This window comes from Flavobacterium sp. (assembly GCF_044357305.1).
Taxonomy (GTDB): Bacteria; Bacteroidota; Bacteroidia; order Flavobacteriales; family Flavobacteriaceae; genus Flavobacterium.
The window spans coordinates 1-16,537 of sequence record NZ_JBIKPS010000029.1 but is presented as its reverse complement, the minus strand read 5'-3'; the positions used below and the strand labels follow the sequence as shown (position 1 = coordinate 16,537).

The following is a 16,537-nucleotide window of genomic DNA, read 5'->3' as shown; positions in this document are numbered from 1 at the left end:
TTACAAATTTGTATGACAAATATCATTTTTTCGATAAAATATATGTTAGACTTTTGCTTTAGGTAAAAATGAGCAAATTTATGGATACAAATAATTGTTTCCATTGTGGGTTAAATATTGTAAAAAAAGAAGAAATAATCTTTGACGAAAAAAGTTTCTGTTGTAATGGTTGTAAGACTGTTTATGAGATTTTCAGTGTTAATGATATGTCTTGTTATTATGATTTTCAAGCATCCCCGGGTGCGACCCCATTGGATATTAACGGAAAATATGATTTCTTAGATGATGAAAACATTGTTGCAAAACTACTGGAATTCCAAGAGAGTTCCACACATATTATTTCACTTTACATTCCTCACATACACTGTAGTTCGTGTATTTGGATTTTGGAAAATCTACAAAAACTTCAGCTAGGAATAGGAACGTCTCAAGTAAATTTTCCCGAAAAGAAAGTTAGAATTACGTACAATCCCGAAAAAACTTCCTTAAAAAAGATCGTAGAATTGCTGTGTTCCATTGGTTATGAACCTTATATAAGTTTGGATAACTATGAAGAAGGTGCAAAAGTTGTAGATCGAAGTTTAATTTATAAAATTGGCGTTGCTTTTTTCTGTTTCGGAAATATCATGTTGCTTTCGTTTCCTGAATATTTTGAAGTTAATGAGTTTTGGATCAACCAGTACCGAGGGTTTCTTCGTTGGCTGGTTTTTGTAATAGCACTTCCTTCCTTTTTATATTCGGCAAGTGGCTATTATGTTTCCGCTTGGAAAAGCATTAAAGCCGGTATGTTAAATATTGAAATCCCCATTGCTTTAGGGATTATTGTAATGTTTATTCGAAGTACTGTAGATATTATTTTTGATTATGGTCAAGGATTTTTCGACAGTATGTGTGGATTGATTTTCTTCATGCTTTTGGGAAAATTATTCCAACAAAAAACCTATAGTTTCCTTTCGTTTGAACGCGATTATAAGTCCTATTTTCCTATAGCAATTACTAAAATTTTACCGGATGGAACTGAAATTCCGGTGCAGGTTTATGACATTGAAAAAGGGGATAGGCTGTTAATTCGGAATCATGAATTAATTCCAGTAGATGGGATTTTAATTTCCGATAAGGCTTCAATAGATTATAGTTTTGTTACGGGAGAGGCTGTCGCAATTGAAAAAAAATCGGGAGACAAACTTTTTGCAGGCGGAAAACAATTAGGTAGAGTTATTGAAATGGAAGTGTTGTTTTCGGTTTCCCAAAGTTATTTAACCCAATTGTGGAGTAACGATGTGTTTCAGAAAAAGGTGGATATCAAACATAAAACCATTACTGACAAAATAAGTCGCTATTTTACTCCGGCTTTACTTGGATTAGCTTTAGTGTCCTTTATATATTGGATTTTCATCAGTACCGACACTGCTTTTAATGTATTGACTGCAATTCTAATTGTTGCTTGCCCATGCGCATTAGCATTAACAGCTCCTTTTACACAAGGTAATGTTTTGAGGATTATGGGAAATCGAAAATTATACCTTAAAAATGCTATGGTTATTGAGCAATTAGCCAAAGTGGATACCATTGTTTTTGATAAAACCGGAACCATCACAACCAACAAAAAAACTTCCATAACTTATGAAGGGGCAGTATTAAATGAATTCGAACTAAAATTATTAAAGAATGCTTTGCGGGGATCTAACCATCCGTTAAGTAGAAGATTGTATGATTTTATTCCGAATCAAGAGAAAAAGCATCCGTTGCATTTTGAAGAAATAATAGGTAAAGGAATTTTCGCAGAATTTGAAGAAGGAACGGTTAAATTAGGTTCTTCCCAATTTTTGCAGCACATGAGCGAAAATACCCATAAGAAAACCAAAGTGCATGTTGAAATAAATGGTATTTATAAAGGCAGTTATATTTTTAATAACCAATATAGAGAAGGGTTGGAGCAATTATTTGAACGCCTATCTAAAAAGTACAAACTGATTGTTTTATCTGGAGATAATGATGGAGAACGTCACATTTTAGAAAAAATGCTTCCATCAAATGCCACTCTAGTATTTAACCAAAAACCAGAACAAAAACTACAATACATTGAAAACCTTCAAAAAGAAGGAAAAAATGTTATGATGGTTGGTGATGGATTGAACGATTCTGGGGCATTGGCACAAAGTAATGTAGGTATTTCAATCTCCGAGAATGTGAATGTTTTTTCACCTGCTTGTGATGGTATTTTAGATGCTTCCCAATTTAAAAATATTGCCTTTTTTATGCAGTATTCAAAAAATGCTATGAAAATAATTTATATCAGTTTTACCCTTTCATTATTATATAATTTAGTGGGGTTAAGCTTTGCTGTAACGGGTAATTTATTGCCAATTGTAGCCGCTATCATTATGCCTTTGAGTACAATAACTATTGTGAGTTTTGTTACTATTATGAGTAATATTTATGCAATTAAAAAATAGTATTATGTAACTTTTCTAGTCTATGAAAGTATATTTTTAATCCAAATAATCAAGTATGATAAATATCATATTTTATAAAGTAAGGTAAAAGTAATTTTGTTAACACAAATTTAAGGTATGAGTGTCATTTATTTATTAATCTCCATCAGTATTTTAGTTGCTTTAGTGTTTCTATATGCTTTTATAAGAGCAGTTAGAAGTGGTCAGTATGACGACGATTATACTCCTTCGGTCAGAATGCTTTTTGACGATGAATTAAAAATCAAAACCAAATCAATAACAAACAAAAAAGAAGAACAAAAACCAAATTAATTATGGAAATGCAACAATTTTATTACGACAACAAAATTGTAAAGAAATTCCTTTATGCCAGTATCGTTTTTGGTATAGTGGGAATGTTAGTTGGGCTAATTTTAGCCATTCTGTTTCTTTTCCCGAACATGACCGATGGAATATCGTTTTTAAGTTTCGGAAGATTGAGACCTTTACACACCAATGCAGTTATTTTTGCCTTTGTAGGTAACGCCATGTTTGCAGGGATTTATTATTCCTTACAACGGTTACTAAAAGCAAGATTGTTCAGTGATTTTTTAAGTAATCTTCACTTTTGGGGATGGCAATTAATCATTGTTGCAGCTGCAATAACACTTCCTTTAGGGTTTTCAACATCAAAAGAATATGCTGAACTAGAATGGCCAATCGACATTGCAATTGCTTTGATATGGGTGGTTTTCGGAATCAACATGATTGGAACTATTATCAAAAGAAGAGAACGTCACCTTTATGTAGCTATTTGGTTTTATATAGCAACATTTGTAACAGTTGCAGTACTTCATATTTTTAATAGTTTAGAATTACCGGTTTCAGCAATGAAAAGTTACTCTGTTTATGCAGGTGTTCAAGATGCTTTAGTACAATGGTGGTACGGACATAATGCGGTTGCATTTTTCCTAACAACACCCTTTTTAGGATTGATGTATTATTTTGTTCCTAAAGCAGCTAACCGTCCTGTTTACTCTTATAGACTATCTATTATTCACTTCTGGTCCTTAATTTTCTTATACATTTGGGCTGGACCTCACCACTTATTGTATTCTGCTTTACCAGATTGGGCACAGAATCTTGGAGTTGTATTTTCTATCATGTTAATTGCGCCATCTTGGGGTGGAATGATAAACGGATTATTAACACTTCGTGGTGTTTGGGATAAAGTAAGAGAGGAACCAGTTTTGAAATTCTTCGTTGTAGCAATTACCGGTTATGGTATGGCAACATTTGAAGGTCCAATGCTTTCTCTTAAAAATGTAAATGCTATTGCTCACTTTACCGACTGGATTATTGCTCACGTTCACGTTGGGGCTCTTGCCTGGAATGGTTTCATGGCTTTTGGTATTATCTACTGGGTAATTCCAAGAATGACTAAAACAGAATTATTTTCTAAAAAATTAGCCAATTTCCATTTCTGGATTGGAACTTTAGGAATTATCATGTATGCTCTACCAATGTATGTCGCTGGATTTACACAAGCTTCTATGTGGAAACAATTCAAACCAGACGGAACTTTACAATATGGTAACTTCCTTGAAACAGTAACTCAAATTATGCCAATGTATTGGATGAGAGCTATTGGTGGAACGTTATATTTAACAGGGGTTATTGTATTAGTTTACAATATTGTTAAAACGGTTAAACAAGGTTCTACAATAGAAGATGAATTAGCTGAAGCTCCTGCATTAGAAAAAATTACTACTGGTAGATTGAAAGGTGAAAAATTCCACCCATGGTTGGAAAGAAGACCTATTCAATTAACCATATTAGCAACGATTGCTATTTTAATTGGTGGTGTGATTCAAATTGTACCAACAATTATGGTGAAATCGAATATTCCAACTATTGCATCTGTTAAGCCCTATTCTCCGCTTGAATTACAAGGAAGGGACTTATACATCCGTGAAGGTTGTGTGGGTTGTCACTCTCAAATGGTTCGTCCATTCCGTTCTGAAGTGGAACGTTACGGCGATTATTCAAAAGCAGGGGAGTTTGTTTACGATCATCCATTCCTTTGGGGATCTAAACGTACTGGTCCAGATTTGCATAGAGTAGGAGGAAAATACAACGATAATTGGCATTTTAACCACATGTGGGATCCACAACGTATCAATGAAAAATCAATTATGCCAGCTTACAAATGGTTGTTTGATAATGAACCAATGGATTATTCTTCTACAGAAGCTAAAATGAAAGCTATGCAAACTTTAGGAGTTCCGTATACAGATGCAGATATTGCAAATGCTCAAAAAAGCATTCAAGATCAATCTGCAGCTATTGAGAAAAATTTACACGATGATCCAAATTTTGTAAAATCTTATGAGGAAAGTAAACTTAATGCAGCCAAAAGAGGGGAAACTTTTGTTCCGATGAAAGATAGAGAGATTGTAGCATTAATTGCATACTTACAACGTTTAGGAACCGATATTAAAGTTAAAAAATAAAGCCATGTTAAAATTTGTAAAATACAGTTTAGAGACTATTTCTGGTGTTGAAATTTATCCAATAATTTCATTACTAATATGTTTTAGTTTCTTTGTTGGTCTTTTTTTCTGGGTATTTACCTATAAAAAAGAGGCAATCAAAGAACTAAGCGAATTACCAATAAAAGACTAATCCTACTAAAGATTTAATGATATGAAAAAATTAATTCCATCCTATGTAAGAGTTCCTTTGATATTTGCCTCAGTTTTTGGCGCAATGGAATATTTTATCGACTCAGGAGACCAACCCGCTTTTATAAAGTACCCAATGGTATTACTATTTCTTGGGGTGTTTTTATTTCTTTTGGTAGCAATAGAAATAGTTGTAAATGCCGTGGACAATGTAACTTATCATTTATTAACTGACGAGCAGAAAAAACAATTAGAAGAAGCACAATCAATACCTTTTACAGAAAGTAAATTCTACCAAGGTTTATTGAAAAAACTAACTCGCTCTAAAGAAATTGAACAAGAAGCCGATGTAATGTTAGATCATAATTACGACGGTATTAGAGAGCTAGATAATGTTTTGCCACCTTGGTGGGTGTACCTTTTTTATGGTACAATTATTTTTGCTGGTATTTATTTGTTCCGATTCCAGGTGATTGGAGAATACGACCAAAAGAAAGAATTTGAAACCGAAATGACGGAAGCTAGTATTGCTATTGAAGAATATAAAAAAACAGCTCCAGATGTTATGGATAAAGAGAAAGTTACTTTATTAACGGATGCTGCCAGTATTGCTCAAGGTAAAACAATTTTCACAACTAATTGTGTAGCTTGTCATCGTGCAGATGCTGGAGGTCAAATTGGACCAAATTTAACCGATGCTATGTGGATTAATGGTGGCGGAATAAAAAATGTTTTCAATGTACTTATGGAAGGTGGTCGAGATGGTAAAGGGATGATTTCTTGGAAAGCAACAATTAAACCTTCGGATCTTCAAAAAGTGGCAAGTTATGTTTTATCGCTTCAAGGATCCAATCCAAAAGAACCAAAACCAACAGAACCGGAAGCTAAGTTATGGGTAGAAGAAGGTGCATCAAAAACAAAGGGTACAACTGCGCCTGCTGATACTACAAAAGTAGATGCAAAAGTAGTTGCTGCCAAATAAATAATTACTTTCAAGTCTCAATTTAATAATTGGGACTTGAAGTTTTTAAAAATAAAAATTAATACAAAATGTCAACATTACCAGACGATAATTTTAGAGATAGCATAGGTACTATCAATAAAGAAGGAAAAAGATCATGGATTTATGCTAAAATTCCAAAAGGAATTCTCTATGAACGCAGAAAATGGTTGAGTTATTTTTTGCTATTGTTTTTATTTGCAGCTCCATTTGTTAAAATTAATGGAAACCAATTTTTATTATTTAACGTAATTGAACGCAAGTTCAACCTTTTCGGATTTCCATTTTGGCCACAAGATTTTCATATTTTTGTGATAATTATGATCATTGGAGTGGTTGGTTTAGCTCTTTTTACAGTAGCTTTTGGAAGAATTTTCTGTGGATGGTTTTGTCCGCAAACTATTTTTATGGAAATGGTTTTCCGCAGAATTGAATTTTGGATTGAAGGCGATAGAGGAGCTCAAATCCGATTAGATAAACAAGCTTGGGATGGTGAAAAAATCAGAAAGAAATTTGCTAAGTGGTTCATTTTTTATGTGATTTCTTTTGCAATTGCAAATGTGTTTTTAGCTTATTTAATTGGTAGCGACGCACTAATTAGTTTTATTAAAGAAGGACCTACTAAAAATACCCATACATTAATTGCTCTAATAATTTTTACCTATGTATTCTATTTTATATATGCATGGTTTAGAGAACAAGTTTGTATTATAGCTTGTCCTTACGGTAGAATGCAAGGGGTATTATTAGACAATAAAACCATCAATGTTGCCTATGATTATGTTCGTGGAGAAAAAGAATCAGGAAGAGCTAAATTTAATAAACAAGAAGATAGAGCTGCTACCGGAAAAGGCGACTGCATTGATTGCAAATTGTGTATTAATGTTTGTCCAACCGGAATAGATATTCGTAATGGTGTTCAATTAGAATGCATAAATTGTACTGCTTGTATTGATGAATGTGATACCATTATGGAAGGCGTAGGTTTGCCTAAAGGGTTAATTCGTTATGCTAGTGAAGTTGAAATTGCTAAAAAAGAGAAGTTTGTTTTTTCAACAAGAATGAAAGGATACGCAACGGTATTACTAATTTTGACAGGTGTTTTTGTAGGGATGTTATTCCTTAGAAACGATGTTGAAGCAACAATTTTGCATCTTCCAGGTCAATTGTTTGAATATAAAGGAAAAAAAATAAGTAATTTATACACCTTTAAAGTGGTAAATAAAACAGAGCGTGACTTTGATAATGTTCACTTCAAATTAGTTTCGCCAAAAGGAGAAATCAAGTTGGTTGGAATAAATCATTTTACGGTTAAAAAACAAGCTTTGTCCGAAGGAACTATGTTTATTGAAATTGATCCAGCTTTTATAGATGGTGATAATACAACATTAAAAATTGAAGTTTACAATGGTAAAGATCTAATAGATAATGAAACAACCAACTTTTTAGGACCAAGAAGTTTTAATTAAAATATAGCATTATGAAATTTAATTGGGGAACAGGAATAGTAATAGCGTTTGCTCTATTTATTACGTTTATTTTATACTTTGTATTTAGTGTTCAATCGAATACCAAATACGATAACGAACTTGTTGTAGAAGAATACTATAAAAAAGAATTAGTTGCACAACAAGATATTGATAGAGAACAAAATGCACATGATTTAAACAGCAAAGTAATAATTAAAACCACAGATGAAGGAATTTCTATTGATTTTCCTAACGATTTTGATTATAAAAATATACAAGGAAAAGTGTCCTTATACCGACCGTCTAACCAAAAGCTAGATTTTGAAGTTCCGATTTCTTTATCTAGCGCCCATTTGCTCATACCTACAAGTAACTTGGTTGGCGGTCGTTGGGGCATTTCTATAGATTGGAATTACCAAGGTAAAAAATACTTAAACAAAGAAGAAGTTTATTTTAAACAATAGAAGTTTTCTAGCATGCTTTATTCCGCTTTAATTTTTGGATTGATTAGTAGTTTGCACTGCATTGGTATGTGTGGTCCAATTGCTATGATGTTGCCTGTAGATAGAAGCAATCCAGCCAAAAAAGTAATTCAAATTATGATTTACCATTTGGGTAGATTAACTGCTTATGCTTCTCTAGGATTGATTTTTGGTATTTTAGGAAAAGGATTTTATATGGCGGGTATTCAGCAACAGCTCTCTATAGTTGTAGGAATTTTAATGATAACCATCGCTATAGTTCCTGAAAAAGTGTTTATGAAATACAATTTTTCAAAACCAGTTTACCGAGTAATTTCTAAAGTAAAAAGTAGCTTAGGAAGTCAGTTCAAACGCAAATCTCCGGATGCATTGTTTACTATTGGACTTCTAAATGGATTCTTACCTTGTGGAATGGTTTATGCAGCATTATTTGGAGCAATTGCCATGCAAGATCTAACTTTAGGAGTTTCCTATATGTTGCTTTACGGATTGGGAACTATCCCTATGATGAGTGCTGTAGTTTTTATTTCTAATATTTTTTCACTATCTTTAAGAAACAAATTACAAAAAATAATACCAGTCGTAGCAGTTTTTATTGGAATTCTGTTCATTATTCGTGGTTTAGGGCTTGATATAGCTTATTTATCTCCGAGTAACACCAATTTGTTTGTAAAAGCAAATGCGAGCTGTCATTAGATTAATTAAAAACAAACCAATACTTTATTATTATGCAAAGACATGATTTATTACACGAGTTTCCTGAACATCAGGAAAAAATCCATCAACTAAAAATGGAAGACAAACATTTTAGAGAATTATTTGATGAGTATGATAGAACAGAACATCAAGTACATCGAATTAATACTGGCGAAGAAGTAGCTATTGACGAATATGCACATGAAGTTAAAGCTAAATTCTTAAGCCTAAAAGATCAAATTTATAGTTATCTTAATAAATAGATTTTAGATGTAAAAATTAAAGCACACCGTGAAGTGTGCTTTAATTTTTATTGAAAATAGGCATTTAATAAATTCATCGCAGCTGCAAAAGGAGATATTTCATCTTTTTGGACTGCTTTTTTATTTTCTTCAAGTAGTTTAATAATTTTGGGATGGTTATAAAAATTAGATTGAAGCTGATTATTTATGGTTTCCAACATCCAAAATTGGTTTTGTTCGTGTCTTTTTTGTTCAAAATAATGATTGTCTTGCACCAATATTTTGTATTCAGAAATGTTTTCCCAAACATCGGCAATACCCTCTTTTGTATAGGAACTACAGGTAGAAGCAGTTGGAATCCACCCCGATTTTTTGGCTGGAAATAAATGTAAAGCTCTATTAAATTCCGCTTTAGCTAATTTTGCTTTGTTAATATTATCGCCATCAGCTTTATTTATAACAATAGCATCAGCCATTTCCATAATTCCTCTTTTAATCCCTTGTAATTCATCACCTGCTCCCGATATTTTTAAAAGCAGAAAAAAATCAACCATGCTATGAACTGCGGTTTCACTTTGACCAACACCTACAGTTTCAATTATAATAGTATCGAATCCAGCAGCCTCACATAAAATAATTGTTTCTCGGGTTTTTCTTGCAACACCACCTAAAGTTTCCCCCGAAGCACTAGGCCTGATATAAGCATTTTCATCTTTAACCAATTCTTCCATTCGAGTTTTATCTCCCAAAATACTACCATGAGAAATCGTGCTACTTGGATCGACTGCCAAAACAGCCACTTTTTTCCCTAAAGAAGTTAAATACTTTCCAAAAGCTTCAATAAATGTACTTTTTCCTACACCAGGAACTCCTGTAATTCCAATTCTAAAAGATTTATTAGCATAAGGCAAACATGCTTGTATAATTGCATTAGCCTTGTCTAAGTGGTCTGGATTGGTACTTTCTACCAATGTAATAGCTCTACTTAAAGCAGTTTTATTGTGAGTTAAAATACGATCAATTAACTCCTGTGCAGAAGGTTGTTTCCGGCGCATCTTCTGAATCACCTCTACTGACGAAGTGCTCATGTTTTGCGGTGGATGGATCCCGTCTTTTTCTGTTAAAGCTGATTTTATAGAATTTGGTTCCAAGTAATTAGTTTTCGAATAACAAATTTACACAAAAAAAAACGCAATCAATTAAAAACTTCAGGAGTCTTAATTTATTGCGTTTTTAGTTTTTGTTATTTCTGAAATTCTATAAAACTCCCAAAGCAAGCATACACTCTTTCATCGATTGATACGTTCTTTCAATATCATTATCCAATCCAATTGAAAAACGAATTAAACCATCGGTTAGACCCATTTCCTTTTGCTCTTCCAGAGGAATTTCAGATGATGTTGAGGTTCCAGGTGCACTAAATAAGGTTTTGTAAAATCCTAAACTAACAGCTAAATAGCCAAGGTTTTTTTCTTGCATTAACTCCATTAACTCATTGGCTTTATCAATACTTCCAGCATCAATTGTTATCATACCACCAAAACCATATTCAGGATTAATCATAGTTGCATATAAAGAATGACTTGGATGACTTTCCAATCCAGGATAAACCACTTTTAATCCGTCTTTTTCAAATTTAGTTGCCAAATACATAGCATTATGACTGTGCTGTTTCATTCGAATGTGAAGCGTTCGCAAGTTTTTCATCACCGAAGCCGAACGCAAGCTATCCATCGTAGGCCCAAGTAGCATGCTAGCACCAGAATTTACATCTTTTAAACTATTGATAAATTCTCTTGAAGCACAAGTAACACCACCAACAGTATCACTACTGCCATTTATGTATTTGGTCAAACTGTGAATCACAATATCAGCCCCTAAAGAAATTGGCGCAACCGATAAAGGAGAAAACGTATTGTCTACTACTAATTTTAAATTGTATTTTTTAGCGATTTTTGCCAAACCAGCAATATCCGCAACTTCTAGTAAAGGATTACTTACAGTTTCACAATACAAAACTTTGGTATCTGGAGTAATTGCTGCTTCTACAAGATCTAATTTTGTTATGTCTACAAACGTTGTTTTAATACCAAATCGTGGCGTGAAGTTCTTTAAAAAAGCATAGGTTCCGCCATAGATGGTTCTGCTAGTTACAATATGGTCGCCATTGCTACAAAGTTGCAATAGAGTAGGAGTAATGGCCCCCATTCCGGATGCCGATACATTAGCTGTTTCGGTTCCTTCCATTGCTGCAAGGGCTTTATCAAGATATAAATTACTTGGAGAAGAATGACGGGAATATAAATAACATCCTTCGGCATTTCCTTCAAAAGTATCAAACATCGTTTTGGCTGAAAGAAAAGTATAAGTTGAAGAATCGGATATAGAAGGGTTTACGCCTCCAAATTCTCCAAAATATTGTAAGTCTTGTATTTTATCTGCGGGGTTGAATTTTTCCATTTTTTAAGTTTATAGTTTGTGGTTTATTGTTTATAGTTTGTGGTTTATTATAGTTCAAAATTCATTTATTTTAGAATTAAAGTCAATATTAGTTTAATTATTTAGAATTAAAATCTATTTAATTTATATTATTTAGAATTAAAATCTAAATTTGTATTAATTATATTAGAATGTTAGAAAAACTATCGGAACACTCAAGACCTAAACCCAGAACCCAGAACCCAGAACCCAAAACCCAACACCCAAAATGGACGCTATCGATAAAAAACTCCTGCAATTATTACAAGCAGATACTAAGAAAACCACCAAAGAACTTTCTTTAAAGTTGAATCTTTCAGTAACTGCAGTTTACGAACGTATTAAAAAATTAGAACGGGAAGGAATCATTGACAAATATGTGGTTTTATTAAATCGGAATAAAATTAATAAAGGCTTTGTGGTGTTTTGCCATTTAAAATTATTGCAACATACCAAAGAATTCATCAATCAGTTTGAAAAAGAAGTAGTCAAATTAGTTGAAGTTTTAGAGTGTTTTCATGTAAGTGGGGATTACGATTACATTCTAAAAATTTGTGTAAAAGATATGGAAGAATACCGCGAGTTTATGGTTACCAAACTGACTACTTTGCAGCACATCGGCAGTACCCATAGTACTTTTATGATTGGGGAAGTGAAAAACACTACATCTTTTACACTATAAAAAATTCCGATTAACAAAAAAGTAATCGGAATTTTTTTATATAAATTAGACTTTACGTAAACATTAAAATCAGTAATTGTGCGATGACGATTCTCAAAATCATTGTTAACGGATACACCGTAGCATAAGTTGAAGACGGAATATCATTTCCAGCAATTTTCAAGGCAAATGCTAATGCCGGTGGGTCGGTGGAAGCTCCTGCTAATAATCCGCAGATTTCAAAAAAGTTTTTCTTGAAGTATTTTTTAGCAATAATTCCAACTAACAATAAGGGAATAATAGTGATTAGAATTCCTAAACCTATCCAATAAAAACCACCTCCACCTACAAATGCTTTGGCTAAAATAGATCCACTACTCAATCCAACACTAGCAAGGAATAAGGTAATTCCTAATTCGCGAATCATTAAATTAGCACTATTAGTAGTATAGTTATTTAGATAAAATTTGTTTCCGAATCTACTTAATAATAAAGCTACAATTAAAGGTCCACCTGCCAAACCAATTTTCACAGGAACTGGAATATTCGGAATTTGAAAAGGAATACTCCCAACAATTATTCCTAAAACAATTCCGATGAAAATAGGAGCAATGTCCGGCACTTCCAATCGTTTTAAAGAATTTCCTAAAACATTAGACATTCTATCCAATCCTTCTTGTGTACCAACCACTTTCACGGTATCCCCCAATTGCAAAGAAACGTTTCCGCTAGGAATCATTTGTGTGCCTGCGCGATACAATCTTGTAAAAGTGAAATCGTGCTGGTGAAATTCAGGGATATCGCCAATACGCCGGTGTGTGATTTCTTTATTGGTAACCACAACGTGATTGGAAACCAATTTACTTTCGAGTGCTGTTTTCAAATTCATTTCACTTTCAGAACCAATTAATACGTGCAATTGTTCGAAAGTATTTTTAGGAGCAACAATAAGTAAAACATCATTTTCAGAAAGAATTTCCTTAGGAGTTGGAGAAATAATAACTCCGTTATGAAACATTCTAGAAACCACAATGGGTTTTTTAATCATTTCAAAAATGGTACTGATTGGTTTTCCAACTAATTGTTTATTTTCTAATTTTAAATGTTTGGATATTACTCGGTCTTCTCTAAAATGAATCAGTTTATTTTGAAGTTCGGTTTCGTGTTCGATATTTACTTTGAAAATTCGTTTTAGAATTAGCATCGAAATTATAATACCGAAAACCCCAAACGGATAGGCCACAGCATAAGCCAAAGTAACCATTGAAGTTTCTCCTCCAGTATGATGCAAATTGGTCATAGTGGTTTGCGCTGCTCCAAGTCCGGGTGTGTTGGTTACCGCTCCACTCATAATCCCCGTCATGATTGAAATAGGGTTATTTGTAAAGTAGTATAAAACCAATGTTATGGAAACTCCAAAGAGCACTACCATCGCTGCTAGCATATTGGTAACTAAAGCATTTCGGTTTAAGGAAGCGAAGAACCCAGGTCCGACCTGAAGCCCAAGGGTATAAACGAATAACACCAACCCAAATTCTTTTAAGAAATCTTGTAACTCATGATCGACAGAAACTCCCATAAATGAGAAAAACAATCCAATAAAAAGCACCCAAGTTACTCCGAGTGAAATCCCGAAGATTTTAATTTTTCCGAACCAAATTCCTAAAGCAATTACCAAACCAAAGACGATTACGGTTTGTGCAAAAGATTGCTTTGTAACTAAATCTACTATCCAGTCCATTTTGATAAGTTTTTAAATACCAACGGAAAGATACTTTAAATTTCCGTTGGTATTTGTTTTGTTGCGAAGTTTATAAACCAGGTCCTGCAGACACTAATCGTTTTCCTTCTTCTGTATCCGTATATTGCTCAAAGTTTTTATTGTAAAGTGCTACTAATTTTTTAGTTTTAAATTCCCATTCGGCAACATCTTTATAAGTAGTTCGAGGGTCTAAAATATCCTCAACATTAGGCAACGTTTTAGGAGCAGTCAAGTTCAAGAAAGGAACTTTTACAGTTTCTACTTTTTCTATAGATCCATCAATAATAGCATCGATAATGGCACGAGTGTTTTTAAGAGATATACGTTTTCCAGTTCCGTTCCAACCTGTGTTTACCAAATAGGCTTTAGCATTGTGTTGTTTCATTTTAGCAACCAAGGTTTTAGAATACATAGTAGGGTGCAAAGTTAAGAACGCTTCGCCAAAGGCAGGAGAGAAAGAAGGTTGAGGTTCGGTAATTCCTCTTTCGGTACCTGCTAATTTAGAGGTAAATCCGCAAAGGAAATGGTATTGCGCTTGGTCTTCATCTAAGATAGATACTGGAGGCAATACTCCAAAAGCATCGGCAGAGAGATAAATAATTTTGCTTGCATGACCTGCTTTAGAAGGAAGAACAATTTTATTGATATGATAAATTGGATAAGAAACCCTAGAATTTTCAGTAATAGAATGGTCGTAATAATCTACTTCTCCATATTCGTTCACCACTACATTTTCTAATAAAGCATCTCTTTTTATGGCTCTCCAAATGTCGGGTTCATTTTCTTCAGATAAGTCAATTACTTTAGCATAACAACCTCCTTCAAAGTTGAAAACTCCGTTATCATCCCAACCGTGTTCATCATCTCCAATTAAATACCGTTTTGGGTCGGCAGATAACGTTGTTTTTCCAGTTCCAGAAAGTCCGAAGAAAATAGCAACATCCCCATCTTCTCCAACGTTAGCAGAGCAGTGCATGGATGCCATGCCTTTAAGCGGTAGGTAATAATTCATCATAGAGAACATTCCTTTTTTCATTTCGCCACCATACCAAGTACCACCAATAATTTGGATTTTTTCGGTAAGGTTGAACAACACAAAGTTTTCAGAATTCAAACCTTGTTCTTTCCAGTTTGGGTTGGTAGTTTTAGAACCATTCATAACAATAAAATCGGGCTCTCCAAAGTTTTCCAATTCATAAATAGAAGGTCTAATAAACATATTGGTTACAAAATGCGCTTGCCAAGCCACTTCCATTACAAAACGTACTTTTAAGCGGGTATCTTTATTGGTTCCGCAGAAAGCATCCACCACATATAATTTTTTAGAAGTAGAAAGTTGTCTTAAAACCAAGTGTTTCAAATCGCTCCATACTTCTTGAGTTGTAGGAAAGTTTACTTTATCATCCCAATAAATGGTGTCTTTGGTAATAGCATCTTTAACAATGTATCTATCTTTAGGAGAACGCCCAGTGAATACTCCCGTTTTTACTGCCACAGCACCAGAATCGGTAACAGCACCTTTTTCATATCCTTTTCGTAAATGAGAAGTTTCTGCCTGAAACAATTCTTCATAAGTCGGATTGTAAACCACTTCATGGTATCCTGTAATTCCTAAATCGTGTAATTCTTGAATGACTTTAATGTTTTTCATAGTAAATTTTATTTTTATCGGTTATTAAATTTCACACATCAAATTTCCGATTTTAAGCATTCAAAAAAACTGATAAATATCATAAAAAAAATAAATCTACGAAAACGTTTTCTTTGTTTACAAGGGTTTCGGAGGTTTTATATTTTAGCTAGTCCTAATTTCATTTATACAACAAAAAGTCCAAAAACAATCCGTTTCGATTAAATCAGGAGCGAAACATTAGGCATTTTCGGTAAATGTCATTCCTGCTTTCGCCTTTAGTCTCGTTCCGTACCTCCACGAGAGCTACCGGCTCAATCAGGGCTATGCTCCCAGCAAATGGTATGAAATTCCAATTTCTAAAACATCCTACTATATATTACAATATATTTCCTTTCCTAACAGGTTTCCAAAACCTGTTAGGTTTAAAAAAGAAACCGCTATAACAACATAAATTTCCAAATACCCTACTATATATATAGTACAATATATTTCCTGTCCTAACAGGTTTCCAAAACCTGTTAGGTTTAAAAAGATTATGAGTTCCAACAAAAGACAGAACCTAATTAAATACCAAATTTCCCAAAACCATCAATAAATAAAACCCCAACTATATTTCCTATCCGTGTCCCCCTCTCCTTTGGAGAGGGGTTAGGGGAGAGGAGAGCTATGTTTTTCTAAAACCAAGCGAAGCTTCTAATACCAAGAAAACTATGAAACTATGTGGTTTTAAAAAAAAAACAATGTTTCCACCCTCTCCAAAGGAGGGGGAAAGAGGATAGCTTCCTTCTAAAACCCCAAAAACAAAAAAACTTTGTTCAACAACCTTCACGAATTCAGCGCATTAAAAAATACTTTCAAAAAAGGGAAAGAAAACCCTTGCGAGAGTGAAAAAGAATGGTACTTTTGCACCCGCATTAAGGCAGACGTTCTTTACAAACTGAGACTACAAAACTAAAAAAATCTAAAAAAAAGATTTGCGAGAAACAAATAAAGGT

Annotated in this window: 14 protein-coding genes; 10 read left to right on the top strand and 4 right to left on the bottom strand. The window is 33.5% G+C overall.

What is annotated here, in order from left to right; translation table 11 throughout:
- Positions 1-80 precede the first annotated feature (80 nt).
- From ACIQ2J_RS13335 to ACIQ2J_RS13295, 9 genes are all read left to right on the top strand, one after another.
- A complete protein-coding gene (locus tag ACIQ2J_RS13335; protein ID WP_396170682.1) occupies positions 81-2,456 on the top strand; it encodes a heavy metal translocating P-type ATPase metal-binding domain-containing protein in 2,376 nt (791 codons plus the stop codon).
- A gap of 117 nt (positions 2,457-2,573) precedes the next feature.
- A complete protein-coding gene (ccoS, locus tag ACIQ2J_RS13330) occupies positions 2,574-2,768 on the top strand; it encodes a cbb3-type cytochrome oxidase assembly protein CcoS (RefSeq protein WP_396170680.1) in 195 nt (64 codons plus the stop codon).
- A 2-nt stretch (positions 2,769-2,770) separates the two neighbouring features.
- Positions 2,771-4,948, top strand: a complete 2,178-nt coding sequence (ccoN, locus tag ACIQ2J_RS13325) for a cytochrome-c oxidase, cbb3-type subunit I (RefSeq protein ID WP_396170678.1) — start codon at positions 2,771-2,773, stop codon at positions 4,946-4,948.
- A 4-nt stretch (positions 4,949-4,952) separates the two neighbouring features.
- Positions 4,953-5,120, top strand: coding sequence for a CcoQ/FixQ family Cbb3-type cytochrome c oxidase assembly chaperone (locus tag ACIQ2J_RS13320; RefSeq protein ID WP_396170676.1), 168 nt, complete (start codon positions 4,953-4,955; stop codon positions 5,118-5,120).
- Between the two features lie 21 nt (positions 5,121-5,141).
- A complete protein-coding gene (locus ACIQ2J_RS13315; protein ID WP_396170674.1) occupies positions 5,142-6,101 on the top strand; it encodes a cbb3-type cytochrome c oxidase N-terminal domain-containing protein in 960 nt (319 codons plus the stop codon).
- A gap of 68 nt (positions 6,102-6,169) precedes the next feature.
- Positions 6,170-7,588 (top strand): cytochrome c oxidase accessory protein CcoG, encoded by a 1,419-nt coding sequence (gene ccoG, locus ACIQ2J_RS13310; RefSeq protein WP_396170672.1) that lies wholly within the window; start codon positions 6,170-6,172, stop codon positions 7,586-7,588.
- Positions 7,589-7,599: 11 nt separating this feature from the next.
- Positions 7,600-8,052 (top strand): FixH family protein, encoded by a 453-nt coding sequence (locus ACIQ2J_RS13305; RefSeq protein WP_396170670.1) that lies wholly within the window; start codon positions 7,600-7,602, stop codon positions 8,050-8,052.
- Between the two features lie 12 nt (positions 8,053-8,064).
- Entirely contained in the window at positions 8,065-8,766 is a 702-nt protein-coding gene (locus ACIQ2J_RS13300; protein ID WP_396170668.1) for a sulfite exporter TauE/SafE family protein, read from the top strand.
- 95 nt (positions 8,767-8,861) lie between these two features.
- Positions 8,862-9,029, top strand: coding sequence for a YdcH family protein (locus tag ACIQ2J_RS13295; RefSeq protein ID WP_396170666.1), 168 nt, complete (start codon positions 8,862-8,864; stop codon positions 9,027-9,029).
- 47 nt (positions 9,030-9,076) lie between these two features.
- Here ACIQ2J_RS13295 and meaB read toward each other — a convergent pair whose 3' ends face one another.
- Positions 9,077-10,159 carry a methylmalonyl Co-A mutase-associated GTPase MeaB gene (gene meaB, locus ACIQ2J_RS13290; protein WP_396170664.1) on the bottom strand — a complete coding sequence of 361 codons (1,083 nt, stop codon included), beginning with the start codon at positions 10,157-10,159 and terminating at the stop codon, positions 9,077-9,079.
- Between the two features lie 106 nt (positions 10,160-10,265).
- On the bottom strand, positions 10,266-11,468 hold the full coding sequence (locus ACIQ2J_RS13285) for an aminotransferase class I/II-fold pyridoxal phosphate-dependent enzyme (RefSeq protein ID WP_396170662.1): 1,203 nt from the start codon (positions 11,466-11,468) through the stop codon (positions 10,266-10,268).
- Positions 11,469-11,715: 247 nt separating this feature from the next.
- On the opposite strand from ACIQ2J_RS13285, the gene ACIQ2J_RS13280 reads away from it, so the two are divergent.
- Positions 11,716-12,168, top strand: coding sequence for an Lrp/AsnC family transcriptional regulator (locus ACIQ2J_RS13280; protein WP_396170660.1), 453 nt, complete (start codon positions 11,716-11,718; stop codon positions 12,166-12,168).
- A gap of 52 nt (positions 12,169-12,220) precedes the next feature.
- Here the strand turns inward: ACIQ2J_RS13280 and ACIQ2J_RS13275 are convergent, their stop codons facing one another.
- Both ACIQ2J_RS13275 and pckA read right to left on the bottom strand, forming a co-directional pair.
- The gene (locus tag ACIQ2J_RS13275) at positions 12,221-13,888 is read right to left on the bottom strand and encodes a putative transporter (RefSeq protein WP_396170658.1); all 1,668 of its coding nucleotides are present in this window, start codon (positions 13,886-13,888) and stop codon (positions 12,221-12,223) included.
- Between the two features lie 70 nt (positions 13,889-13,958).
- The gene (gene pckA / locus ACIQ2J_RS13270; RefSeq protein WP_396170656.1) at positions 13,959-15,560 is read right to left on the bottom strand and encodes a phosphoenolpyruvate carboxykinase (ATP); all 1,602 of its coding nucleotides are present in this window, start codon (positions 15,558-15,560) and stop codon (positions 13,959-13,961) included.
- Positions 15,561-16,537: the final 977 nt, after the last annotated feature.